The organism is Streptococcus catagoni, assembly GCF_011421425.1.
Taxonomy (GTDB): Bacteria; Bacillota; Bacilli; order Lactobacillales; family Streptococcaceae; genus Streptococcus; species Streptococcus catagoni.
In genome coordinates this window covers 211,211-234,943 of record NZ_WPCW01000002.1, presented here as the reverse complement: position 1 = coordinate 234,943, position 23,733 = coordinate 211,211, and the positions used below count along the sequence as shown (strand labels likewise).

Genomic DNA, 23,733 nt, shown 5'->3' with positions numbered 1-23,733 from the left:
GTAATCCTTTTCTAATAGAGTTAGCTTGCTTCTTGTGATATAATAGGATGACTACTCTATAAAAGGAGAAAAGAAATGACAAAAGAGAAAGTTGCCATTCTAGGCCCGGGTTCTTGGGGAACAGCTCTGGCTCAAGTTTTAAACGATAACGGGCATGAGGTTCGCCTATGGGGAAACCTAGAAGATCAAATTGAAGAAATTAATACCAAACACACCAACACGCGCTACTTTAAAGACATTGTCATTGATGAAAAAATTAAGGCAACAACAGACTTAAAGGTAGCCTTGGATGATGTTGATGCGGTGCTTTTTGTCGTTCCAACCAAGGCCACAAGAATTGTTGCTAAACAAGTGGCTCAAATACTAGATCACAAGGTTGTTATGATGCATGCCTCAAAAGGATTAGAGCCAGGAAGCCATGAGCGTCTATCTACGGTTATTTCTGAAGAAGTTCCAAAAGAATTCCGCAGTGACCTGGTAGTCGTTTCAGGACCAAGCCACGCTGAAGAAACAATTGTCCGCGATATTACCTTAATCACTGCGGCATCTGAGGATCTAGAAGCGGCAAAATATGTCCAAGCACTCTTTAGCAATCACTACTTCCGCCTCTATACTAATAGCGATGTTATTGGCGTGGAAACTGCTGGTGCCCTTAAAAACATTATTGCCGTAGGTGCTGGAGCCTTGCATGGTCTTGGATATGGTGACAATGCAAAGGCTGCTGTTATCACCCGCGGCCTGGCTGAAATTACCAGACTAGGGGTTAAGCTTGGTGCAGATCCTTTAACTTATAGCGGTTTGTCAGGTGTTGGAGATTTGATCGTCACTGGAACATCTATCCATTCACGCAATTGGCGTGCTGGGGATGCCCTTGGCCGTGGTGAAAAGTTAGAAGACATTGAGCGCAACATGGGTATGGTTATCGAAGGCATTTCCACAACCAAGGTCGCCTATGAAATTGCTCAAGAACTTGGTGTTTACATGCCAATCACCAGTGCTATTTATAAATCCATATATGAAGGTACCGGCGTCAAAGAAAGCATCTTAGACATGATGTCAAATGAATTCCGCTCTGAAAATGAATGGTCTTAATAAAAATTCTTAACAAATAAGGAGCTATTAATGTCAAAAAGAGTAAGAAAAGCAATTATTCCTGCTGCTGGTCTTGGAACTCGTTTTTTACCAGCAACTAAAGCCCTGGCTAAAGAAATGCTACCTATTGTAGATAAGCCAACTATCCAGTTTATTGTTGAAGAAGCTTTAAAATCAGGAATAGAAGAAATTTTAGTTGTCACAGGAAAATCAAAACGTTCAATAGAAGACCACTTCGACTCTAACTTTGAATTAGAATACAACTTAAATGCCAAGGGCAAAACCGAATTATTGAAGTTAGTCAACGAAACAACTTCAATCAATCTTCACTTTATCCGCCAAAGCCATCCAAGAGGCTTGGGAGACGCTGTTCTCCAAGCTAAAGCATTTGTTGGAAATGAGCCCTTCATTGTCATGCTCGGCGATGATTTGATGGATATCAACAACAACAAAACTGTCCCATTAACAAAACAACTTATGGATGATTACAAGGTAACCCATGCATCCACAATAGCTGTTATGAAAGTACCTCACGAAGAAGTTTCTTCTTACGGTGTTATTGCCCCTCAAGGTAAGGCAGTCAAAGGCTTATACAGTGTAGACACCTTTGTTGAAAAACCAAAACCAGAAGATGCTCCAAGCGATCTAGCTATTATTGGACGCTATTTACTAACACCAGAAATCTTTGGTATCTTAGAAAAACAAGCTCCTGGAGCTGGTAACGAAATCCAACTAACAGATGCTATCGACACCCTAAACAAGACACAGCGTGTTTTCGCTCGTGAATTTACAGGCGATCGCTATGATGTTGGTGACAAGTTCGGATTCATGAAAACATCTATTGACTATGCCTTAGAACATGAACAAGTTAAAGATGATTTGAAAGACTATATCATCAAACTAGGAAAAGAATTAGAAAAGAAAAACAAGTAAAAAAGGTGCCAAAAGTGGCACCTTTTTACTTTATAATTAGAAAAATACTCAGAACAATAATAGCACAGTAAACAAGTAGACTAGCCATCTGGGTTTTCTTATTCAGAGATTCTTCTGCTATTTTAGTTGGAAGAAATAGACTGGCCAATGCTCCCCCGACAACACCACCTACATGTCCAACCAGACTGACATTTGGCATAAAAATATTTAAAATTAAATTGATTATAATCAGACTTTGATAGCTTTTAGCTAAATCTTTTAAACAAGCGTTATGACTTCTTAAGCCTAAAATCACTATAGCTGCAAAAAGCCCAAACAGGGAAGTTGAAGCCCCTGCACTAACAGTATTTGGACTTAAAAACAAGGTGAAGATATTACCCATTATACCTGACAAGATATATAGTAATAAAAACTGCCTTGAACCCCAAATCCTTTCTGCTAACTGACCAATAAAAAATAGGGTCAAACTGTTAATAATGAAATGATTCCATCCGATATGAATAAAAATAGGAGTGATCAGCCGCCACAACTGGTCAGGAAATTCTTTGACAATATAGCCATACATACCACCAAAATGGTAAACGACCTGTGGACTAGTAGCTAAACTGCCATACATCAATTGCATGGCCAAAAAAACAAGGATGGTTATGAGGAGTAAGAAAAGGGTCAGAGGACTTTTTTTAAGATCATAGGTCATCTAGAAAAAACCTCCTTAACAGCTACATCATGCTCTTGAGCTTGAAAATTCTGCTCCTGACATTTATAAATAGTACTCACTGTGTGACCTTTGTAGTCACTCAAATACCGATCATAAAAACCGCCACCGTAGCCAATCCTAAAACCATCTGGATTAAAGGCAAGGCCAGGAACATGGATCAAATCGATTTCCTCTTTTGCCACTGACAACTCACTCTTTGGCTCTAGTAGACCGTAGTTTGTTCTCTCTAAGTCTTTGGTATCATAAGCCACAAAGACCATACGCCCTTTAGGATAGGTTTTAGGAACAAGAACTTTTTTCCCATCCTTAATAGCCTGATTAATGATAAGATGACTTTTATACTCATGAGCCATTGGAAGGTAGGTCGCTATAGTCTTAGCTTCTTGATATTTTTCTGAACGGCAAAAAAGGTCTAACAATTCTTTATCTTTTTTAGCTTTATCTTCTTTAGCCAAGGATCTCATTTGTAATAAAACCCTTTGTCTTATTTCTTTTTTTGTCATACACTTATTCTATCATAAAAATAGCCTTTAAGTTCTTCAATAAAAAGAGATCTATCTTTAAAGGTGAAAACTTTTAAGATAGCTTAAGAAAACTTTAAGCTATTTCCTTTACTATAGAATTATCCTAAACAACGGTTTCTTAAACCGTTAGGGAGTGAGGGTATCCCTTGCTTTCCCTTTTCATAAATCTCCTGGACATCTAAACTATTAGGTGTCCTTTTTAGTCTACAAAAAATAGGCCCTTTCAGGCCTAACTATTATTTAGAAGTTGTTGGATAATTAAATGAAAATTGAGGATAAACCTAGTCTATACCAAAAATATCTCTTGAGTAGACTTTATGAAGCACATCACCGAGTTGTTGATCATGTCTGTTTGAAACGATAATGGTTGACTCTCTTTTGAAATCTTCCAAATCTTCAACGACTGTCATATCAACCTCTTCATTAAGCATTGGCTCGTAAAGAAGAACAGTGATATTTTTACTTCTTATGATGTCGATAACGTCTTTGATAGCACTTTCTCTGAAATTATCAGAATTGCTCTTCATAATAAGACGGTGAATACCAACTGTCAATTTCTTGGATTGCTTACCTTGTTTCTTCAATTCTTTGATAATCTGATCTGCAATATATTGTTTTCGAATTCTATTAGATTCTACAATAGCAGTGATCAAAGACTGAGGTGTGTTCTTATAGTTTGCCAATAATTGCTTGGTATCTTTTGGTAGGCAGTAACCACCATAACCAAATGATGGATTGTTGTAATGAACGCCTATTCTACTATCACGACAAACGCCTTCTATAACTTTGTGAGCATCGAGACCTTCTAATTCTGCGTAGGTATCTAATTCATTGAAATAAGACACACGCATAGCTAAATAAGTATTAGCAAATAATTTAACAGCCTCAGCTTCTTTTGAACCCATAAATAAGACTGGAACGTCTTTCTTTAAAGATCCTTCTTTTAATAGCTCTGCAAAGCGTTTAGCGTCTTCGATAACTTTAGGAGAATCATCTTTTTCATGAGAAACGATGATACGACTTGGAAATAGATTGTCATGAAGTGCTTTTGATTCTCTTAAAAATTCTGGACTAAAGATAATACGATCTGTTTGGTATTTCTTTCTAATCCTTGCGATAAATCCAAGTGGAATCGTTGATTTAATAACAATAGTAGCTCGATCATTAAGAGCAAGAGCTTTTTCAACTACTGTTTCTACATGAGTTGTATCGAAAAAGTCAATCTCACTATCATAGTTTGTAGGTGTTGCTACTACGATGATATCAGCGTTTTTATAAGCGTTATTAGAATTTAAAGTTGCCTTTAATTGTAAATCAGCTGTTTTTAAGTAGTACTCAATATCATCATCTTGAATAGGTGAGAGACCTTTATTAATGAGGTTTACTTTTTCCTCAACAATATCAATGACTGTAACCTGATGTTTTTGTGATAGTAAAACACCAAGAGATAGACCAACATAACCAGAACCTGCAATAGAAATTTTCAATTTTTCAATCCTTTCTTCGAATATATTAGATGAGCGTTTCTTTTTTACGGGTACCCCATTCTGCATTTCTTATCGTAAAGAGTGAATATAGTTTCAAAGGTTGTAGCACAAAAAGATGCAAGGCACCATAAAAAGGTGACAACAAGAAAGCTAAAGGATGCTTAACCATGTAGTGCACATTACGGCAAAGCGCTACAAGGAAGATAATAATTAAGAAAGCAGCAACCTTTAAGAGATTAAATTCTTGAGCTTCACCAAGAACAAATCTAATAATTGAACCAATTAACATGAAGAACATAGCAACTTCTGTTACTGTCCAGATTGCTACACTTGGAGTAGTCATAAGCTTCTTAAAGGAGATAATAGATTCCCTAAAGAATGATTTATTCCAACGATTTTGTTGTTTTAAGTAAACTTTAAACTTATCTGGGACATCTGTATCACAACGTGCAGTTGACTGATAAACAGTTCTACCTAAGTCAGTTGCATAGTTGGTTAGACATCTGTCATCACCAATACTTACTGGAATTCCCAAGAATGTTTGTGAAGTGTAACGTTCAATATTTGGAACGATAACTTCTCTTCTATAGATACTTAATGGTCCTGAACACACAAGGATATTCCCTGTTACGGACTGAGCTGCTCTTTCAACACCAAATGCATTGTCATAACGGATGTCTGTTAAACGTGTTAAAAGATTGATTTCACGATTACGTGCATTTAAATGCCCTGTTGCTGCATAGACATTTTTATCATTAAAGGCTTTTAATAACTCTTCTAGAGCATCAGGATAAATGTAGGTATCTGAATCCACGGTCAAAAAGACGTCAGCGTCTGAGCGCTCAAAAGCCCATGCTTGAGCATGTCTTTTACCAACGTTTTCAGGCAGACGGTGAACAATTACCTTATCTGAAAGCTTATTCTCGTTGACATAATCTTCGATTAGTTTTATACCCGTTTGGTCAGCACTACCATCATCAATGATGAAAATTTCGTCAATAGGATAGGTTTGAACCAAAATACTCTTTAATGTATCTAAAAGTCCATAACCATCTTCATTATAAGATGGGACAATTGCTGCCACCTTATAATTTCCTACTTTACCTTTATAAGGCCGATAAAAAAAAGATAGGCCCATTTTTACTGACAGATAAATTATCAAGATGATTCCGTACACGGCTAAACTACCTTTTGTTCCAAATACAAAGACATTTAATAATACGATGAGTAACCATAATATAATAAACGTCACAAAGGTGACCAAGTTCCTTATTTTTTCCATTGTTTCCTCCTTGTTAATTAGCTTGTCTCACCAATAATCCCAATCACTTTTAATATGACTTTTTTTGCATAAATAATCTTTAAAGGTAGTGGAATTTTTAAGCTAAAATAAATTATAAGTGAGGCAAAAAACTTATTCAAACCAATAATTTATATCAAAATTAATATTTTGAGCTCAAAACAACCTTTTAAGGTGTCTTCCAAAACCCTTTAATAACAGAGTTTTATGAAAAGTATAAACAAAAGTTATGGTTTTCAATATATTTTCATAATCCTTGAAAAATAGGTTGAAAAGAGGCCTTTTAAAGAGAATTATTAGAAGAAATAGAAGTTTCCAATAATCACATATTTGTAATTTCATTCATTAATTGAATATTTTTTTATATTTTTAAAGCCATCTAGGCAGCCAAAAAAACTAAAAATCTTTCTCAAATACTAGGCAAACTCTTCATTATTATTTTTTACTGACCTATTTTTTATCCTATATAAGGGTCTAAGCCAAACAAGTGTAGCTTAGCTGATAAAAGAGCCAAAAAGGGCTCCTAGCACCCTGCTGAAAAGCTTTAAATCTATACTGGTCTTTGATTACCTGTTCTTAAAATGAAGAAACAAATGGGAGGCTAATAGCTTTTCTTGACAAATAGATTAAGCTGAGCCTTTCTAGCCCTCAAAAGCAATAAAAAAACTGAAGAAAAATAACTTTCTCTTCAGCCTGAGAGCCCACTTAGGAGCGCTCATATATTAATTAGAGGCGAGCATTTAATTCTGCACTGAGGTCTTCAAATCCTGGTTTACCAAGCAATGCAAACATGTTTTTCTTATAAGCTTCTACACCTGGTTGGTCAAATGGATTAACGCCATTTAAATAACCTGAAATAGCAATAGCAATTTCAAAGAAGTAGATGATATAACCTAAGGTAAATTCGTCCTGTGCTGGGATGGTCAAGTAAGTGTTTGGCACACCACCATCTGTGTGGGCAAGAAGAACGCCATCAGTTGCTTTTTTATTAACAAAGTCAACATCTTTTCCTTGTAGGTAACCTAAACCGTCCAGATCTGCTTCTTCAGTAGGAATAGTGATGTTTTTACGAGGTTTATCAACACGTACAACTGTTTCAAACATATTGCGGTAACCTTCTTGGATAAATTGTCCAAGTGAGTGCAAGTCTGTTGAGAAGTTTGCAGAAGTTGGATAGATACCTTTTTGGTCCTTACCTTCAGATTCTCCCGCTAATTGTTTCCACCATTCACTAAAGTATTGTAGAGAAGGTTCATAATTAGCTAAAACTTCAGTAATGTAGCCCTTACGGTACAAGATATTTCTAATAACTGCATATTGGTAAGCTTCGTTTTCAGAAATTTTTTCTGATGAATAAGCTTGACGAGCTGCATTGGCACCTTCCATCAATTTAGTGATATCAGCACCTGAAGCAGCAATTGGAAGTAGTCCAACTGGTGTTAAAACAGTAAAGCGTCCACCAACACTATCTGGAACAACAAATGTTTCCCAGTTATTAGCATCTGCTTCTACTTTCACAGCACCTTTTTCTTTGTCAGTAGTTGCATAGATCCGTTTGTTTGCTTCTTCCTTACCATATTTTTCAATAAGAAGTTCTTTGAAAACACGGAAAGCAATTGCAGGTTCAGTTGTTGTCCCTGATTTTGAGATCACATTAACAGAGAAATCCTTGTCTGCCACATAGTCCACTAAGTCCGCAAGATAGTTGGATGAAATAGAGTTTCCAGCATAAAGAATTTGAGGTGCTTTACGATCTTCTGCAGTTTGTAGATTGAAGAAAGAATTAGTAAGGAAATCAATGGCTGCACGTGCTCCCAAGTAAGATCCACCAATACCAATAACAACAAGCACTTGACTGTCAGATTTGATTTTTTCAGCCGCCTTTAAAATACGAGCAAATTCTTCTTTATCGTAGTCTTCAGGCAGGTTCAACCAACCAGTCATTTCTGAGCCAGGACCAGTACCTTGACGAAGAGCAGCATCGGCCGCAGAGACATGCATTTGCATAAAGTCTAATTCGTGCGGTGCAATAAATTGTCCTAAAACTTTTGAATAATCATATTTAATATGTGACATTTTTTACTCCCTTTATTTTCGCTTTCACTATAATCATAACCTTTTCCAGCTAAATTTTCAATATAAACTACTCTATTTAATAATCTTTTCACAAAGTTTGCAAGTAGATTTTCAATCCCCTTCTCTGCTCTGTCCTTATGACAATTCTAAAATACCAGTTTCGCATAAGGAAACTGGTAGTAAATATCGAATAAATAAACTGGATCTTAGACAAGTTGATTTTGTGACTGACCTCTAGTAAGGATATCATTGAAGTTTTCAAATGAAATTGAAATCATATCTGTTAAGGCATCTGATGTATATGAACCAATATGTGGTGTCAAAATGACACGAGGATAGAGTTCACACATGCGATCAACCAATGGATCTCCTGTTTTTCCTTTGAAATCTTTATTGAAGAAATCTTTTTCACGAGTGATAACATCAGTCGCAAAACCTTTTAATTTTCCTGATTCTACAGCATCCAAGATAGCTTCTTCATCAGTGATTTCAGCTCGAGCTGTGTTCACTAAAATAGCGCCATCTTTCATTTTAGAAATTAATTCACTATTAAAATGATTTTCATTAACACCAACGATATGCGGCACATGTAAAGAAACAATATCTGATTGGGCTAAAAGGTCTTCTTCTGACTGATAGTCTAAGTATTCTTTTGCTAGGTCATTTTCATAAATATCGTAACCAACAACCTTGGCACCAACTGCTTTCCACAGTTTAGCTTCAGCTAAACCAATGCGACCAGTTCCAATGATCCCAACTGTCAAATTAGATAGTTGAGGTGCAAACATGCTTTGGTTGACCACAAAATTACCTTGCTGTGCATTATGTATAGCTAAAACGGTATTGCGATGCAATTGCAGAGCTAAATTAAATGCCAACTCAGCCACTGCATAAGGTGAGTAAGTTGGAACATAGGCAACTATTTGTTGATTAGCCTTAGCAGCCTCAAGATCTATATGAGCATAGCCAACTGTCCGTGTAAAGACATACTTAATACCGTAAGTATTTAAAATATCCAAGTTGGTCTTATCAGCAACATTGTTAGCACGCAAGAGTACAGCATCATGGCCTTTGGCTGTTTCAACATTGTCATGACTTAAATTTTCAGGAACCAGTGTTAAGTCATAATGGTATTTATTTAAATTTTTAAAGTATGGAATTTCGTTTTCACGAACACCGTAACAAATTATTTTCATTTTATAAAATCACTCCACTTGTGTGTAAAGCTGTCAGTACAACCACCCAGAAAATAATAGCAATAACTGATAGGACTGAAGTTACTAGTGAGGCATTAGAAGCAAGTACTTCTTCTTTCTCAAAACGAATAGCGTAAGAAACCGCAACCGTTGCCGGAGGAGTTGCTAACATGATCATTACACCTACAATAGCATAGTAGCCAAGTGGGAAGAAGCTGTTGATAGCAATCATGATAGCTAAGAAAATAGCTGGAACCAAGATGAGTTTAATAGCTGTATAAACCCAAACAAATTTATCTTTGATAGCTTCTTTCATAGAGATAGAAGCTAAAGTCATCCCGATTGCTAACCAAGCAAGTGGAGAAGATAGACTAGCTAAAAATCCTAAAGCTGTCACAAACCATGGCAGGGTTAAGTCAAAACGGAAAATAGAAACTGTTAATTTAGCAGGTAAGTCACTGCCAACAGTGTATAAAGGATTTGCTACAACTGTCTGTGGAAGTGATTTTTGGAAAAACCATAGAATCATCCCTACAAAAGTTGCTAGGACAATTGGGTTTAAAAAGATTGTCTTCAAATGCTTAGGATCAAATTTTTGATCACTCATTGTCATTAAAGCATAAGAATATAGGAAAACACGGTAAGCAATGTTAAACAAGTTAGCATAGATAACTGCTTCAGGATTTTCCTTCATGAAAAAGGCAGTAATAATTGGGATACCATAAAAGGTTGTTGAACCAAAGGCAGTTAAAACTGTCATAGTATCACTTTTCTCTTTCGGCAAGCCTTTATAGATTAATTTGCCTAATAAAATCAGAATGATATAAGCAATGAAGCCAAAAATAAAAATATTGCGGCCTGACGTAAAAGTCTTAGCATTGATATCTGACAAGAAAGCTTTGAAGGCAAGAGCTGGCAAAGCAACTGACAATAAGACACTAGATAATACCTTTGCACCATTTTCAGGAACAAGGTTTTTCTTGCGGACATAGTAGCCGAGCATGATAATCATAACAGTTGAAAAAACTGCTCCACGTAGGGATACATTGCTAAAAACGGCACTTGTAATTTCTAAAAAATTCATTTCATCTCCTAAAATAAAAATGTGAGTCATATCACATATTCTACCGAGATATTATTTCTTTGTCAATATGTATTTTGTCTCGTTTTCATAGGCCTAAGGCTTATAAAACCTATTCTAATCACTAAAGCAAGTGTCTTTTTTCAGCTACTACTATTTAAAATAGCATGATTTTTGCAAAAAAAAGAGAAAACAAGGAGTTTTCTGAAAATATTTAAGTGTTTTCAATGCTTTTTTGCAATAAGATTGACCGGCTTTTTCTACGACAAAAGTGTCTTATGAACAATTTTTTCCTAAAGTAAACCCATTTTATTGAAAACTTTTTATCAGCTGGCCTTTCTTAACTAAGAGCTGAAGCCAGCTTTTAGGACTTGATCCTAAGGCAAAAAATAGAGCACACGCCATATTGCATCAATTACAAGTTGTTACATATTCTTATAAAAGCCTTTGTTATAGGCGTTTCTAAATTTACTTTTACAAGTTATTACAAACTTTTACTATTTTTTTGCCCCTTTTTTGCCCCCTGTAGGAGATAATTGCAAAACAAAAAATACCCCCAGCCATTGCTGAGGGTTTTGTCTTATCTCGAGGAGCTTTACCTCCATGATTTTTTGCTGACCGACATTGATGTCGATCACATTAATTTACCCCAGAGACTAATACGATTACCATCTTTATCAGTCTGGCCAATAGCTAGATAGTTACGCTTACCAGATCCACCAACATAGCTAATCCAGTAGTAACCATTGGCGTAACCCTCACTGTCAAAGCTGACAGTATCACCTTGTTTGTAACTACCTACTACTTCGCTCGCAAGGCTTGGCCAACGTCTGATATTAATCTCTGCAACATCAAGCGTAAATGTACCAGATTTCGGCGTCTCTACGATAGCTTCGGAGTTTTGTGGTGCTGTATCTACTGCCTGACTGGTATGGTCAACGGGTAATCTAATCCAGCCGACAATACCAGTAAAGTCACGAGTATTAAAGCGAGCCGGTCCGCCTACTTGCAGACTATCCCAGTTGCCGTCAATGTTTTGTTCAACAGTTTTAATGGTATAGCCATCACTGTCCTCAATAACAGCTCCTGTGTGTCCGTATGGGCTTCCAGCTACCTCCATGACAAATAAGTCACTGGCTTTGGGATTGACTCCAGGAGCATTATAGATAACCTCTAATCCTTGTGCGGCTGCACTATTTAACAGGTCAATCGCATTGCCCCATAAATCGATGCCGAACCAGTTTTTGACGATAAAGCATGGTAAGTCAACACACTGCGTTCCATAAGCACCGTCTTTGTCAACACCCATACCTGAATTGGCAAGATTAACACAGTATTGTACAATTTCCTTTGCGGTTGTCATTGTTTCCTCCTTATTAGTTTTTAAGGCTTCGGCATCCCAAGATTGCAAGCTATTTTCCTCAATCAACTGGATAAGCAGCTCTGCGTATCCACTCGCTGTGGCATAACCTGCGTCCTTAATGGCATGACAGGCCTTTCTGTAGTCAGTCTCACCAATCACAACTTTGTAGCGTGGATTATCGTTTAAAAATTTACCGTGATCAATAATACTATCGGTCCAACTATCATATGCCCTAAAGCGGTCTACAATGTCCGTGACCACACCAGGCTGATATTCCTCTTGCGTTTTAGTATTAAATGACTTACCAGTCCAGCTTGCATCTGCCTTAATACCAAATAGAGCGTTATGTGGGGCATGCTTACCCCAACCGCTCTCTAAGATAGCTTGCGCTGCAGTCAAGGATGGCAAGATTTTGTAATTTGTCCAGCCTTCTAAGCAGCCTTGCTTAATGTCATCTAAAAAGGTCATCTGTCCTCCTTATCTAAAAATGGATAAAAGATAAGAGCAACCACAGACAGTGGAAAATATAGCACTATGATAGCTATGATAACGGCTAGTTGTGTGATTGCTTTTCTCATGCTACCCTCCTATTTTTTGGGCTCGTGGTAAGTCAAGGCTTGCTCACTGTCAGACAAGCCTTTTGTAGTTGGGTCTGTGACAACCCCAAGCAATACCAAAAGCGTTACAGCTGTGTTGGCGATATCCGCAATATTGGATGGTAATTTAATACCTAATTGCTGCGCTAGTAAAAAGATAGCTCCTAAAATAGCCATCAAGGTTACTTTGTTTTGTAGTCGTAATTTTAAATTGATCATGCTTCACCTCTCATAATATCTTTAAGTTCTCTTACCTCACGATTGAGGTTTTTAATTTGCTCGGTCATTGTGATAAGCGTTTTGTTTTGTTCGTCATGCTCCTCAAGACGCCTAGCATTTTGACGAGTGACAATTTTTAAATGCTCAACCTCAGATTGCAACAGCGTAATATCTGTCGCATGCTTGATGGATTTTGCATTAAAAATATTGTAAGTCGTTACGATAGCTAAAATAAAGCCACCAAGACCAAATATCAACTCTGTTGCCATAACCTACCTCGCTAATCTTGTTTAACGAGATCCGCATATTTGATGACTGTTACTTTTTCCTCTGACTCGAGCTCCTCTAAGGTTTGTTTGTCATACTCAAAAGTCTCATTGACGTGCACAAAGACTAGATTTCCTTCGCCTGCTTGGTCTTCGTGTGCTGCATCTACGACAGTAAAGACATCATAGGCTTGGTACTCACCTTTTTTGACAGGCTCGATAAGCTCTAACATGCCTTTGTAGATGTCGGGCTCTACTCGGCCCCCGCTAGTCAATACATGGATGGTTTGTAGATTAATCATCTTTTGTGTGCGCTCTGCGGATACCTTAGCTAGTCCAGCAGCTGCTTGAGCTGTTTTGGCAGTCTTGGCAGTTTCTTGCGAGATTTTCTCTAGGTCATCAACTTTTTGGACAGCTTCGCCCATAGCGATTTCGACATACTCTGATTTTTTAAACTCTTCGAGCGCTGCTGCGATAATTTCTTTATCATTTGTGCCTGTTAGGTCTCGCTTAATCAGTTGTGGGATCACAGCACCGTCTTCTGCAGTGATGATAACGTGTGTACTTGCGACTGCTCCTGTGCCATCATATTGTGGGTATTTTCCTGTGACTTTCCAATTTCTCATGTTTATTCTCCTTTAACTTCAGGTTTTGTCGCTTCATCCAGTTGTGCATTAAGTTCTTCTATTTCGATTTCGCGCTGTGCTTTTAATTGTGCATTAGCTAATGTTAAATTAGCAACTTGGATTGTTAAATCATTGATAATTTTATTTAATATTTTTTCGTTCATTTTTTCTCCTGTTATTGTTATAACTGTCTCATATGTTTGTTATACTCGTTGATGATGTCTTTAGCCGCTGTGTTCCAGTTCCACGACGCTTTATTAGCGTGTAGCCAACATCGTGACAAAGCGAGCACTGCATCGTATAAATTATTTAAATCTACTATTTTTTTAAGCTTTGTTGGGCTCATCTTAAAGCCTCGAGAAATATTAAAGTCATCAAAAAAGTATATACTGTCTCCATATAGTTCCACCTGATCAACAGTTGACTCATGATTTGTACCTTTTGCTCCTCTAAAACATCTAAGTCCAGCAAAACGACCTGATGACATCGAGTTGATACCATCACCAGATGAGGTAACTCCGATTGCAGCATATACCGACCCGACACCACCATCAGATTTTGCTAACACATCATTAAAGTGTACAAATCCTGTATGAGTACCCTTTTTTCGGATGAGCGCATTGTAATTACTGTTAAAATTAATAGATGCATTGCTGTTAAAATCTATTTGAGATTTATTTAAATCTATAACCATTGCGCCATTGCGGGATTTAATAACTTTACCCTCGAGCAAATCAGTAATCGCATGTCCGATTTTTGCTTTAATAAAATTTGCATCTAATCCAACAATGCTACTGGCATTAAGATTGATAACTCTGACTTTTGCAGCGTCAATCGTACCTGCTATGATTTGATCAGCTTTAATTTTAATAGCCTCTGCAATTTTTGTAGTAAATGTACCTGCAACAACCGTGTTACCGTCTAAAGATATTTGCTTACCAGCAATTTGTACACCGTGACTATTTAGATTGATGGCAGATACAATCTCTTTACCTGACATTTTGCTAGATGGTAATTTACCCTTTATAGCAAGCATAATACTATCACCGCTTGATCTGATAACACTGTCTAAGTCTCCTCTTGTAACGCGTTGATCAATCAAACCTTTTAGTTGCGTAAAATTTGATTGTATTTCGCCATCGTGACTGGATATCCTACGCTCGTAGCCTGCTACGGTCTCTTTAAGACTGTTATAGTTCCCTTCGGCAGATTGTAGACGTTTATAGTAACTCCCGATTGTTGACTGTATATGGTTAAACGCACCTTCGCGGTCTTTAATCTCTTGAGTGATTTTGTTAGCAGTTTGTTGTACTGTTGACTGATAGCCACTGATTTGACTAGATAAGGCTGAGCGGACACCCTCGACCGACCGTGTAAATTCGGTTCGTAGGCCCTCAAGACGATTTTCGTATTCTTCGGTTGTCCCTGCTGACGTCGTGGTTATTTTAGCTGATAGCTTGCGTATCTCATCATCATACTTTTGCGATAGCCCTTGGGCAGAGGCCTTAATCTCAGCTTGCAAGCCTAACTTATCATCACGCATAGTGGCTTTTAAGCCATTAATGCCTGCTTGATAGCTAGTTGATAGTCGCCTATCGGCGTCTTGATACTCACGTCTGATGCCATCAATGGTGTCATTTATGAGCGCTAGCTTTTTGTCTGTATCCTCGCTGATACGACTGGCGACACCTCTTGCGCTACTGATAATCTCGGTCTTAATCGTACCATCGTAGTACTCCTGCAACATGCCACGGTTAGTCAACTTGATTTTTGACCACAGATTTGAGTTTTCGGTGTCTGTTAGCTCTAGACTAATCTCTTTAAGATCCTTAAAAATCCCCGTTGGGTTGCCGCTACCCTCAACTACCACTGGAGCGACGTAGCTAGTGGCTTTATCCCCTCGCTCAATCATGAGCTGGTTAAAATGCGCTGTCCCTAGACAGTTGCTAGCTAATCTGACTTTTTGGTTATCGTCCTCTGCGGTAAACGTGTAATGCACACGTCCATCTTTACTGATGACAAGGTTTGACTCGTCTAATGTTAATGTTGGATCTCTGCTCAATTGTTACCTCCTTAAAATGCAAAGGCTATTGTGTTTCTTGAATGATTTACAAAACGCTCAACGTTGCTCAATTGAGTTATCGTAATCAAGTAATACGTATTAGCTTTTGTAAAATCAACTTTTGCACCGTCTGCAAGCTTTACATTATTTATATAAACGGCTTTGATGTCACCAGAACCTATCAATGTCCTATCAACATCACCGACAAGAGCGTATAGATACATGGAGTTTGTGCTCTCTCTGATGTCCAAACTACCTGCAACTCGAATAGTCTTTTTGATAAACGATGTGACAACTTTTTTATAAATCAATGTGCCGTCATACCAAACGGAAGCTATTTCTTTGTCGTTGACATAAACAGCCTTTAAGTTACTTTTTGGTAAATACTCTGGCACACCAGGTTCGAGTGCCGAGGGTGACTGATAATTATTTTTATTAGCCCTGTACACATCAGCTTGTGTACTGGAGATGATTTTGTAGATGTCAACATCTCTGCCTGCATCAAAGCTGTACGCATCAACTGACAAAATGTAAAATTGACCGATTACTAAATCTCTAAAAAAAGTAATCGAGCCAAGAGTGCCGCTGCCAACAATTTGTTTAAAGAGTCTTTTTGGTATCTCTTGCACTGCCATCGCTAAGCCCTCTCGAAGACAATCATACCTGAGGTATCATGCGGCACACTACCTTTATCAACCACACGGACTGATAGGTATTGGCCTGTCATCTCGTCTTTTAACTTACCGATGTTGTTTAACTGATGCTGTATCTCAGCTAACCTAACATACCCAGATAATTGACCTTGACGGACAATATCTCCTGGTAGCTCGGCATTTTTCCCAGGAGGCCCCACTTCTCCTCGCTGACCATCAGCTCCTCTTTGACCAGGTTCGCCTTTATCACCTTTGGGGCCTCGTGGGCCTTGGAGTTGTTGGCGTTGTTCTGACGTTAATTGCTCAAAGGTCATTTTACCGTCAGCACCCTTAGGGCCTTGCGGGCCTATTTCTCCCCGAGGACCTCTAAAATCGCCCTCGACAATAGCCTGTGAGCCATCATCTAACCTAAGAGTTAATTGTCCGCTATCAACTGTTCCACTAACAACCTTGGCGCCAGTGTCTCCTTTAGGACCCTGCTCTCCCGTGGGGCCGGGCGGACCTTGCGGACCTGTATCGCCTGTGTTCCCTTTTGGTCCTGTAAGACCAGTAGGACCCTGAGGGCCAGTTTCTCCAGTTTTACCTTGGGGGCCAGTAAGGTATTTGAGGGCACTAAAGCGGCTATGACCATCACCAAATTTGGCAAATCCTGTATCAGTCTCAAAACCAATTTCCCCTTCAAGCAAGATGACATCACTACGAGCCCATTCTTCGGCAGTCATCCGCTTGAATTGAACTCGTAGCGGTATATTTTCCGTCATTGATTACCTCCATCTAAAATGATTTGTGGGCTATCTGACCATTGCCCCGTGATTGTGGCATTGTTACCATCCACAACCTCTTTATAAGCCATCTCCAGAGCTAATTCCTGCGTGTCTGACGCATTTAAAGCTATTTGCTTAGATTTATACCAATCACCCGTTAAAGTACCTGTATAACTCAAAGGCAGGACGTTGATGACCTCTTTATCTTTAGTTAAATTAAAGGTCTGTGCTTCCATTTTTGCCTTGGTGGGTGTCAGCACCAGTTTGACACCTTTATTATTAGCCTGTGTCAGTGTGATAGCCACTTTTTTGAGTAGCTCGCAAGTTTGACTAAAGCTAATCGTGTAAGTCTCGCCACGTTTAAAGCCACCGTCATTAGCTTCAACTTCAATGTAATCTTTGTCATAGGTTTTGGTGCGGTTAGGGTCGCCAACAAGCAAGTTTTTGTTGTAACGAGTCTTACCGTCTGTCCCTATGATTTCAGCGTTTAATCGTGCGGTCTCGCTCGTCTCGCTGACCTTATTTTTGAGGTCGTCAAAACTTTGCTTAAGTGATGGGATGTCATCGACTTTGATAGACTCAGTAATTTTTTTGATGGCTTCTTCAGGCAAAGCTAGATTTTTGAGCGTTTCTCTAAACTCTTCAAGCTCTTTATCGGTGCGTTGGTTGATTTCTTCTTGCGCTTTTTTAGCTTTTTCGAGTTCGGCTATTGCGGCATCATAGGATCTTTGACCAAAGTCCAAGTCTTCAGTATCAATGATTTTAACCCATTGATTACCATCCCATAGCCATGTCCGCTGATACTTACCATTTTTCTCAAACCAGTAATCGCCTATCTTGTGCTCAACGTTGTCATCGGGCTTTTCGTACCATACTTTATTACCATTGATGTCTAGGAGATATTTAGGCAAGTTAAGCTCAAACTGCTTCTGGTTATTGACAATCACTTTTTGGTTGTTTTCTAGCGCGTTGATACGCTCTGAGACCCCGCCTGTTAAACTCTTAGAGATTGACTGGCCAATCGTGCCCAACTTGATAGTATGATTGCTATCTGTATAGACGTCATAGACAATCTCCACAACTTTTTCGGTCTCAGTTGTAATGCCGAATTTCGGATAGTAAAGCGGTACAATGTCGCAAAGCTCGACCTCCTCCATAACCCTAAAATCTTGGTAGTCAAGCGTTTGCGATAAATCGATATAATCAACCTCTATGCTGACTTTAGGGGCACCTACGTTGTTATCTTTAAGGTATTTCTGAGCCAGCTTTCTGATTTCTTCGACTGTTGGCTCTTTTTTACCTTTGTCATCGTTAAAATGACTAGATAAATCAACCATTTGGATTCTGCGTTGAGCATATAAGTCAAGATACTGACCATCAATGATAAATTCAGGCAGCGTCACCAGCTGTTCTTCGGGTTGTTCATGCTCGCCTACATGCGGCTTACCAGAGGCTTCTTCTTGCGGTTTTGGTTGTGGCGTATATCTAACAAACGGATAGATAGAGGTGTAGTTGCCATCTAGCAATCGCTCCTCCTCTACGCTGACAATATTGCGACCATACTCTAGCACAGTAGGTGCTTTGCGTCCCATTTGTTTGTGTAAGATGATCGTGCGATTATCAAACTCGTACTCACCGCCGAAGACGTCTAAAATTGAGCCAGAGACACCTCCTAGAGCGCCACGGGCATTACCGATTTTATCGACTTCCCAGTTAAAGCTGCCAAGCGTTAAGATGTCACTTTTAACGTCAAAAGTATCATCACCAACAAGGTTTTCTTTCCAGATTTCAAGAGCTGATTCAGCTCCTACGCTCGCACCGTTTACAAACGGCTTTAAAGCAATATCTTGTGTGCGCATTGAGATGTGACGCGCAAAAATCTCGATGTGATCTTTGCTATTTCGTAACACTCGGTTTATCTCAAAAGTCTGCCACTTGGTTCTGCGACCTGCATCAGACTTAATTTTCATCTCCTCTTTAAAAACAGAGGCAAATACTCCATCAAGAGGATATTTGATATATAGCGAGTAATTGCCGTTACGCTCACGAGTAGCTTTAACCTCGTAAGCGTCCGCAATCTCTCCAAGACCAAAAGTCCTGAATTTAGTCTCTTTGGCCTCGTATAAAACTGGTATCATACTTTAACCCCCCAGTTTGGTGTTGCGGTGATAGTAAAGTTACCAGTCCACGAGATTTTATTTTGTCCAACATCAAGTAAAGGCATCCGGTGGCGCTCTGTCCGCACGATATTATCCCAAGCAGAAAGAACATCTTTATAGACAAGGTGTCTCTCCATGTCTATAACAAGCTCACCTTGTACGTTTTCGAGGCCTGTCTCAAAACCATTGATAGTTAAAACGCCATTGCCTGTACCTTTGATTTTTAAGATAGGTTTAGCCTGAACATTGCCAGGGTTTTGTAAGGTACCGCCGTTGACAAGAGATACCTCTTGCTTGCCTGTTTTTAGGTATTTGATAGGGTGGATTAAAAAGTTAATTTTTAGTCTGCCGAACTGTTTTAAAATCTCATCTATCTCAAAAAGATTGACGACACTAGCACAATAGATATAACCCTTGTCCCAAGACAAAACTAAATCATGCCAACCTTTGACGTGTAACCACTCGCTTATTTTTTGCTCATAAACTGTGACATCGCCAACCAAAGAAAACGGGAAGTCTTGTTCGATGGCTTTCAAACGACTATTGTCCTTTAAGAGTACACCGTCGCGTCCATTAACTTCAATTAAATCAATGTCGTTACTCGTTGACTTAATAGATCGTTCACGCTCTAGCAAAAGACCAAAGCTATTACTTTTTTTGCCATTAAATTCAATGTATCGCATTAAGCCAACCTCCCTTCCTCTCCGTTTATATAGTATGCAAGCTCTCTTAGGAGACGTCTCATATTTTCCTGACTAAACATACCATCAGAACCGCTTCTGTTTGTAGCGTTCAGCGTGTAGTTATTTGTGATGTTTCTGTCATCCTTATCCTTAAGTAACTTAATTAACTCGGCAAGTTGCGGATCAGCATTAACTACTACAGTTCCTTTGTCATTCACAGATTTAAGACGACTTGCTAGGCTAGCAATCTTGGTATCGTTAAAACCTATACCATTTTCATAGTGTGGGAATAGTTGTTTTGTACGACTAGCTTTTAAGACTTTCGCTCCTCTTGGCATATTAGGAAGAAAGACATTACGACCTTCTGGTATGAAAGATAGCCCATTTGGATAAACAACTAATTCACGATAAGTAGGTCCTTTTTGGTCATTGACCAAGGCAGGTCCCCCACTGTGGTAGTTTGTACCGTTTTCCAATCCCACAAAGTTTTTTATAGCATTGATGCCGATTGTGATTGTTCTAGGGATGCCTGCTAAAGCACCCAAAACTTGTGACACAACACCACCTGTATTATTTTGTGCGTTGATATGTATAGGTCCATTTTGTTTAGGACTATTGACAGCCCTATTAGCACTAGCTACATCTGGTCCAGTCTTATCTGATGCTTTCACATCAGCTGGAACTCTCTGTTTAACATTGTCAATCTTACTTTGTGCTGATTGAGTATCGCCAGCTGTTTTATCCGTAGCATTAACGTCAGCTGGTGTTGTTTGTTTAACGCTATCAAGAGCTTGTTGTGCGGACAGAGTTGGTTCTTGTGTTAAGTTTTTCGCTAGCAAAACCTTTTCTTCTGGTGTCAACGCTTGCCATTGCGCTAATAACTCTTTGCTATCAAAAATTTCAATCATAGCCTGTTGCCCATCGACAACTAATTTTTTCTGCTCGAGAGTCATGTTTTGCCATTGTCCACCTGCTACAAGCATTTCTGCTAGTGCTGCTCGACCTGTTGGTTCAACATCTGCATTTTTGACCATGATTTCAAAGCTATTCCAGCCCTCGGCTGTTGACAATAGCTCGTTTAAACTTTTCTGAGGGTTATCGCTAGTAAAGAGACTATCCCACTGTGCATTAGCTGCGGCAACCTCTGCCGTAGCGTTCGTGGTATTACGTGATAAAACTTTTAGTGTTTCGCCGGATTTTTCCGTATAATAAGCCAATTTTCGATAAGCGTCATCGTAGCTAATGCCAAGTTTTTGAGCCATGTCTGATGCCATTTGGCTTATTCCTTGATGGATTTCCTCTTGACTCTTACCAGATTCTTTTAACCGTTGAACACGTTCTCGTTGAATAGCAAGGTACTGATCACTTAAAGCTTTAGTCTTTAAATTGTGCTGCATATTAAGTTCTGTAAGTCTATTCAAGACTTCTTGTCTAGCAGCCAATTCTTCAGCACTCAATTTACTAGTGTCGTTACCAAATTGCTTCAAAATCTCTTTTAACTCTGCTTTTTTTGTTTTGTAAGCAGAATTTTCTTTATTGAGCATCTTAACGGTGTTTTCAGATACTTTTTCCAATTGTCGGGCGTTCAACGAATCTAACTCGTTATTCAAAGCTGCTGTTAAAGCTTTCTTTTCCGATGCAGAGAACTTCATCAAATCAAGCTGTGTGCTAATCATTCCTCTTTGATTGCGCAACACTAACTCTTTTTCCGTCGCAGAAAATTTGCTCATATCGCCATTATGTCTTTCCATAATAGCTTTTATCTGAGTGTTCATTCCTTTAACATTATTAACAACCGCTTCAGTCTTGGATTTTAAAGTATTTATAGTTTTTTCTGACAACCCCAATTTTTTAGCTAAGTTTATATTCTTATCTAATTTTGATTGAGCTAACTTTTCAATACTTCCAACCAAGTCGTCAAAAGCTTCGGTTACTTTCTTGACGCTACCTACGCCCGCTTCAAACATTTGTAAAGAGTTATTTGTCTCATCAACTTTTTTCTTAAAGTTGCTTAGAGCTGTCGCTTCTGTGGCAGAAATAGCTGTTCCCCACTCTTCCGTACGCTTTTTAGCTTTATGAATGCTATCAGCGATTAGACCTATACCGATAACCGTTGCGCCACCTAGCAGCACACCCCAAGTTACAGGGGTACTGAGTAAAGCAACCGCGCCAGCCATTCCGCCCATAGAAGTTGCTGCAGCTTCAGCGCCAACACTAGCCGCCACTGCGCCAGATTTAAATGTTCTTAACCAACCAGACAAAGCCCCCAAGCCTTGACTCATTTTTCCAATCCCTCGAATTGTACTTCCGATGATTCCAATGCTTTTACCAAAAATAGATAAGGCTGGTCCTGCTGCAGCTGCTATAAGCCCCCATTTGACAATTTGCTGTTGTTGCTCTTTGTCAAGAGAGTTAAATTGTTTGGCTAAGTCAGCCGCCATTTGAATGATTGGTTTCCCTGCTTCAAGCCCGTTTCTCAATGCATCAACTAGAGGTCCACCAAATTCAATGGCTACATCATTAATTTCGTTTTTAAGCATTTTTAGTTTAGATTCTGTTGTCTCGTAACGTTTGTTAGCTTCATCAGTCAACGCTGTATTTTCTTGCCAAGCCTTATTAGATATTCCAAGAGCCTTGCCTAATGTTTCAGATGCTAAACCTAAAGATTTAAGCATGTTAGACTGACGTACACCACTGAGACCCAATTCATCTAGTACTTTTGTAGCACTTTCGCCTTTTTTATCCAACCGCCCAAGGCCTTTGATAAATTCCTGCAAAGCGACAATTGGCTTTTCTTTCCATGCTCTAGCAAAATCAGCGGATGACATATTAGCGATCTGCGCAAATTTGGTTAAATCTTCACCACCCGCCGATACTGCACGCTCAATGGCTGATAATGACTGAGTCATTGCCGTGCCACCAGCTTCTGCCTCGATACCAACGCTTGACATAGCAGTTGCTAAGGCAAGCATTTCTTGATTTGTTAAACCTGCAAGTTTTCCAGAAGCGGCAATACGGTTTGTCATTGCTACGATGTCTCTTTCAGTTGTTGCGAAGTTGTTACCCAATGCGACAACAGCACTGCCAAAACGCGAATACTCAGATGATGCTAGTCCTGTAATATTTGCAATTTTAGCAATAGATGTCGCTGCTTCTTCTGCAGATAGATTGGTAGATTCTCCTAAATCAATCATTGTACGAGAAAAACTAAGGATGTCTCCTGTTTTAATCCCTAACTGACCTGCCGCCTCTGCAACGTGAGCTATTTCTACCGCGCTAGCTGGTAGTTCTTTAGCCATATCCCTAATCCCTTGAGATAATTTTGCATAGGAAACTGTTGCTGTTTCATCAACGGTTTTCTTGACACCAGCGAACGCAGACTCATAGTCAACAGCTGCTTTAATCGCATACCCTGCGCCCGCAACAATCGGAGCGGTGACTCCTCTTGTAAATGCAGCACCAACTCCAGCTACCGAATCGCCAAACGACTTCATCTTGCTGCCGACTCTTTCAGCGGCTTTACCAAAGCGAGTAAAGACACTTGTTTCGGTAGCTAAAGCTCGCAATCTGTTTTGCAATTCTGTGACTTTCGCAGCAGTCTCCAGCATAGCTGATTTTGCGCCAATCAGTTTTTGCTTTTGTTCAGCAGTAGCATTGTTGACATCACCGATTTCTTTTTTTAAGTCGCTATACTTTTGAGATTGAGCCTTTAACAAATCTTGATAACCTTTTAAGGCGCTACCCGTTTCAGTATAGACTGCTTTAAGCCCCTTAATTCGCCCACCATGACCTTGGAAACTTTTTTCAACTGCTTTTAACGAGTTATCTAAACCTTTCATGTAGGTTTTGAGATTTCTTGTGTTCGACATAAAGGGTGATATGTCTAATGTAGCTGTTGCTACTAAATCACCTATATTCCCCATTTAGTCTCCTTT

At 39.0% G+C, this 23,733-nt stretch carries 20 protein-coding genes; 2 read left to right on the top strand and 18 right to left on the bottom strand.

From position 1 onward, the window contains the following. Window positions 1-75 precede the first annotated feature (75 nt). Both HBN42_RS05040 and galU read left to right on the top strand, forming a co-directional pair. Window positions 76-1,092 carry an NAD(P)H-dependent glycerol-3-phosphate dehydrogenase gene (locus tag HBN42_RS05040; RefSeq protein ID WP_165993976.1) on the top strand — a complete coding sequence of 339 codons (1,017 nt, stop codon included), beginning with the start codon at window positions 76-78 and terminating at the stop codon, window positions 1,090-1,092. A 30-nt stretch (window positions 1,093-1,122) separates the two neighbouring features. Beyond that, the gene (gene galU, locus HBN42_RS05035) at window positions 1,123-2,025 is read left to right on the top strand and encodes a UTP--glucose-1-phosphate uridylyltransferase GalU (protein ID WP_165993975.1); all 903 of its coding nucleotides are present in this window, start codon (window positions 1,123-1,125) and stop codon (window positions 2,023-2,025) included. 25 nt (window positions 2,026-2,050) lie between these two features. Here the strand turns inward: galU and HBN42_RS05030 are convergent, their stop codons facing one another. From HBN42_RS05030 to HBN42_RS04945, 18 genes are all read right to left on the bottom strand, one after another. Continuing rightward, entirely contained in the window at window positions 2,051-2,722 is a 672-nt protein-coding gene (locus HBN42_RS05030) for a rhomboid family intramembrane serine protease (protein ID WP_165993974.1), read from the bottom strand. Beyond that, entirely contained in the window at window positions 2,719-3,246 is a 528-nt protein-coding gene (locus HBN42_RS05025) for a 5-formyltetrahydrofolate cyclo-ligase (RefSeq protein WP_165993973.1), read from the bottom strand. The genes HBN42_RS05030 and HBN42_RS05025 overlap by 4 nt, the downstream gene beginning before the upstream one ends. Before the next feature lie 302 nt (window positions 3,247-3,548). After that, a complete protein-coding gene (locus HBN42_RS05020) occupies window positions 3,549-4,754 on the bottom strand; it encodes a nucleotide sugar dehydrogenase (protein ID WP_165993972.1) in 1,206 nt (401 codons plus the stop codon). Between the two features lie 25 nt (window positions 4,755-4,779). After that, on the bottom strand, window positions 4,780-6,036 hold the full coding sequence (locus HBN42_RS05015) for a glycosyltransferase family 2 protein (RefSeq protein ID WP_165993971.1): 1,257 nt from the start codon (window positions 6,034-6,036) through the stop codon (window positions 4,780-4,782). Window positions 6,037-6,780: 744 nt separating this feature from the next. After that, window positions 6,781-8,130, bottom strand: a complete 1,350-nt coding sequence (locus HBN42_RS05010; RefSeq protein ID WP_165993970.1) for a glucose-6-phosphate isomerase — start codon at window positions 8,128-8,130, stop codon at window positions 6,781-6,783. A 206-nt stretch (window positions 8,131-8,336) separates the two neighbouring features. Continuing rightward, window positions 8,337-9,326: an NAD(P)-dependent oxidoreductase gene (locus HBN42_RS05005; protein ID WP_165993969.1), complete on the bottom strand. Its 990-nt coding sequence runs from the start codon at window positions 9,324-9,326 to the stop codon at window positions 8,337-8,339. 1 nt (window position 9,327) lies between these two features. Next, window positions 9,328-10,410 (bottom strand): AEC family transporter, encoded by a 1,083-nt coding sequence (locus HBN42_RS05000; RefSeq protein ID WP_165993968.1) that lies wholly within the window; start codon window positions 10,408-10,410, stop codon window positions 9,328-9,330. A 631-nt stretch (window positions 10,411-11,041) separates the two neighbouring features. Next, a complete protein-coding gene (locus HBN42_RS04995) occupies window positions 11,042-12,238 on the bottom strand; it encodes a glucosaminidase domain-containing protein (protein ID WP_165993967.1) in 1,197 nt (398 codons plus the stop codon). Window positions 12,239-12,357: 119 nt separating this feature from the next. Continuing rightward, window positions 12,358-12,585 carry a phage holin gene (locus HBN42_RS04990; protein ID WP_000609113.1) on the bottom strand — a complete coding sequence of 76 codons (228 nt, stop codon included), beginning with the start codon at window positions 12,583-12,585 and terminating at the stop codon, window positions 12,358-12,360. Continuing rightward, the gene (locus HBN42_RS04985) at window positions 12,582-12,854 is read right to left on the bottom strand and encodes a DUF7365 family protein (protein ID WP_011017397.1); all 273 of its coding nucleotides are present in this window, start codon (window positions 12,852-12,854) and stop codon (window positions 12,582-12,584) included. The genes HBN42_RS04990 and HBN42_RS04985 overlap by 4 nt, the downstream gene beginning before the upstream one ends. A gap of 11 nt (window positions 12,855-12,865) precedes the next feature. Next, window positions 12,866-13,477: a DUF1366 domain-containing protein gene (locus HBN42_RS04980; protein WP_165993966.1), complete on the bottom strand. Its 612-nt coding sequence runs from the start codon at window positions 13,475-13,477 to the stop codon at window positions 12,866-12,868. A 2-nt stretch (window positions 13,478-13,479) separates the two neighbouring features. Next, on the bottom strand, window positions 13,480-13,641 hold the full coding sequence (locus HBN42_RS04975; protein WP_165993965.1) for a hypothetical protein: 162 nt from the start codon (window positions 13,639-13,641) through the stop codon (window positions 13,480-13,482). A gap of 17 nt (window positions 13,642-13,658) precedes the next feature. Continuing rightward, complete coding sequence (locus tag HBN42_RS04970; RefSeq protein ID WP_165993964.1) at window positions 13,659-15,539, bottom strand: gp58-like family protein; 1,881 nt, start codon at window positions 15,537-15,539, stop codon at window positions 13,659-13,661. A gap of 11 nt (window positions 15,540-15,550) precedes the next feature. Beyond that, a complete protein-coding gene (locus tag HBN42_RS04965) occupies window positions 15,551-16,174 on the bottom strand; it encodes a hypothetical protein (protein WP_165993963.1) in 624 nt (207 codons plus the stop codon). Window positions 16,175-16,176: 2 nt separating this feature from the next. Continuing rightward, complete coding sequence (locus HBN42_RS10235; protein ID WP_165993962.1) at window positions 16,177-16,953, bottom strand: hyaluronate lyase N-terminal domain-containing protein; 777 nt, start codon at window positions 16,951-16,953, stop codon at window positions 16,177-16,179. Beyond that, on the bottom strand, window positions 16,950-19,094 hold the full coding sequence (locus HBN42_RS04955; RefSeq protein ID WP_165993961.1) for a phage tail spike protein: 2,145 nt from the start codon (window positions 19,092-19,094) through the stop codon (window positions 16,950-16,952). The genes HBN42_RS10235 and HBN42_RS04955 overlap by 4 nt, the downstream gene beginning before the upstream one ends. Continuing rightward, window positions 19,091-19,798 (bottom strand): distal tail protein Dit, encoded by a 708-nt coding sequence (locus HBN42_RS04950; protein ID WP_165993960.1) that lies wholly within the window; start codon window positions 19,796-19,798, stop codon window positions 19,091-19,093. Before HBN42_RS04950 ends, HBN42_RS04955 begins: the two co-directional genes overlap by 4 nt. Continuing rightward, window positions 19,798-23,721, bottom strand: a complete 3,924-nt coding sequence (locus HBN42_RS04945) for a phage tail tape measure protein (protein ID WP_165993959.1) — start codon at window positions 23,719-23,721, stop codon at window positions 19,798-19,800. The genes HBN42_RS04950 and HBN42_RS04945 overlap by 1 nt, the downstream gene beginning before the upstream one ends. Window positions 23,722-23,733 lie beyond the last annotated feature (12 nt).

What these genes read in the sequence shown, in the direction of transcription:
- HBN42_RS05005 (WP_165993969.1), bottom strand. Translation starts at nt 9,326, where the DNA reads ATGAAAATAATTTGTTACGGTGTTCGTGAAAACGAAATTCCATACTTT.
- HBN42_RS05010 (WP_165993970.1), bottom strand. Translation starts at nt 8,130, where the DNA reads ATGTCACATATTAAATATGATTATTCAAAAGTTTTAGGACAATTTATT.
- HBN42_RS04975 (WP_165993965.1), bottom strand. Translation starts at nt 13,641, where the DNA reads ATGAACGAAAAAATATTAAATAAAATTATCAATGATTTAACAATCCAA.
- HBN42_RS04990 (WP_000609113.1), bottom strand. Translation starts at nt 12,585, where the DNA reads ATGATCAATTTAAAATTACGACTACAAAACAAAGTAACCTTGATGGCT.
- HBN42_RS04980 (WP_165993966.1), bottom strand. Translation starts at nt 13,477, where the DNA reads ATGAGAAATTGGAAAGTCACAGGAAAATACCCACAATATGATGGCACA.
- HBN42_RS04995 (WP_165993967.1), bottom strand. Translation starts at nt 12,238, where the DNA reads ATGACCTTTTTAGATGACATTAAGCAAGGCTGCTTAGAAGGCTGGACA.
- HBN42_RS04965 (WP_165993963.1), bottom strand. Translation starts at nt 16,174, where the DNA reads ATGGCAGTGCAAGAGATACCAAAAAGACTCTTTAAACAAATTGTTGGC.
- HBN42_RS05025 (WP_165993973.1), bottom strand. Translation starts at nt 3,246, where the DNA reads ATGACAAAAAAAGAAATAAGACAAAGGGTTTTATTACAAATGAGATCC.
- galU (WP_165993975.1), top strand. Translation starts at nt 1,123, where the DNA reads ATGTCAAAAAGAGTAAGAAAAGCAATTATTCCTGCTGCTGGTCTTGGA.
- HBN42_RS05000 (WP_165993968.1), bottom strand. Translation starts at nt 10,410, where the DNA reads ATGAATTTTTTAGAAATTACAAGTGCCGTTTTTAGCAATGTATCCCTA.
- HBN42_RS10235 (WP_165993962.1), bottom strand. Translation starts at nt 16,953, where the DNA reads ATGACGGAAAATATACCGCTACGAGTTCAATTCAAGCGGATGACTGCC.
- HBN42_RS04950 (WP_165993960.1), bottom strand. Translation starts at nt 19,798, where the DNA reads ATGCGATACATTGAATTTAATGGCAAAAAAAGTAATAGCTTTGGTCTT.
- HBN42_RS05030 (WP_165993974.1), bottom strand. Translation starts at nt 2,722, where the DNA reads ATGACCTATGATCTTAAAAAAAGTCCTCTGACCCTTTTCTTACTCCTC.
- HBN42_RS05015 (WP_165993971.1), bottom strand. Translation starts at nt 6,036, where the DNA reads ATGGAAAAAATAAGGAACTTGGTCACCTTTGTGACGTTTATTATATTA.
- HBN42_RS05040 (WP_165993976.1), top strand. Translation starts at nt 76, where the DNA reads ATGACAAAAGAGAAAGTTGCCATTCTAGGCCCGGGTTCTTGGGGAACA.
- HBN42_RS04985 (WP_011017397.1), bottom strand. Translation starts at nt 12,854, where the DNA reads ATGGCAACAGAGTTGATATTTGGTCTTGGTGGCTTTATTTTAGCTATC.
- HBN42_RS04945 (WP_165993959.1), bottom strand. Translation starts at nt 23,721, where the DNA reads ATGGGGAATATAGGTGATTTAGTAGCAACAGCTACATTAGACATATCA.
- HBN42_RS04955 (WP_165993961.1), bottom strand. Translation starts at nt 19,094, where the DNA reads ATGATACCAGTTTTATACGAGGCCAAAGAGACTAAATTCAGGACTTTT.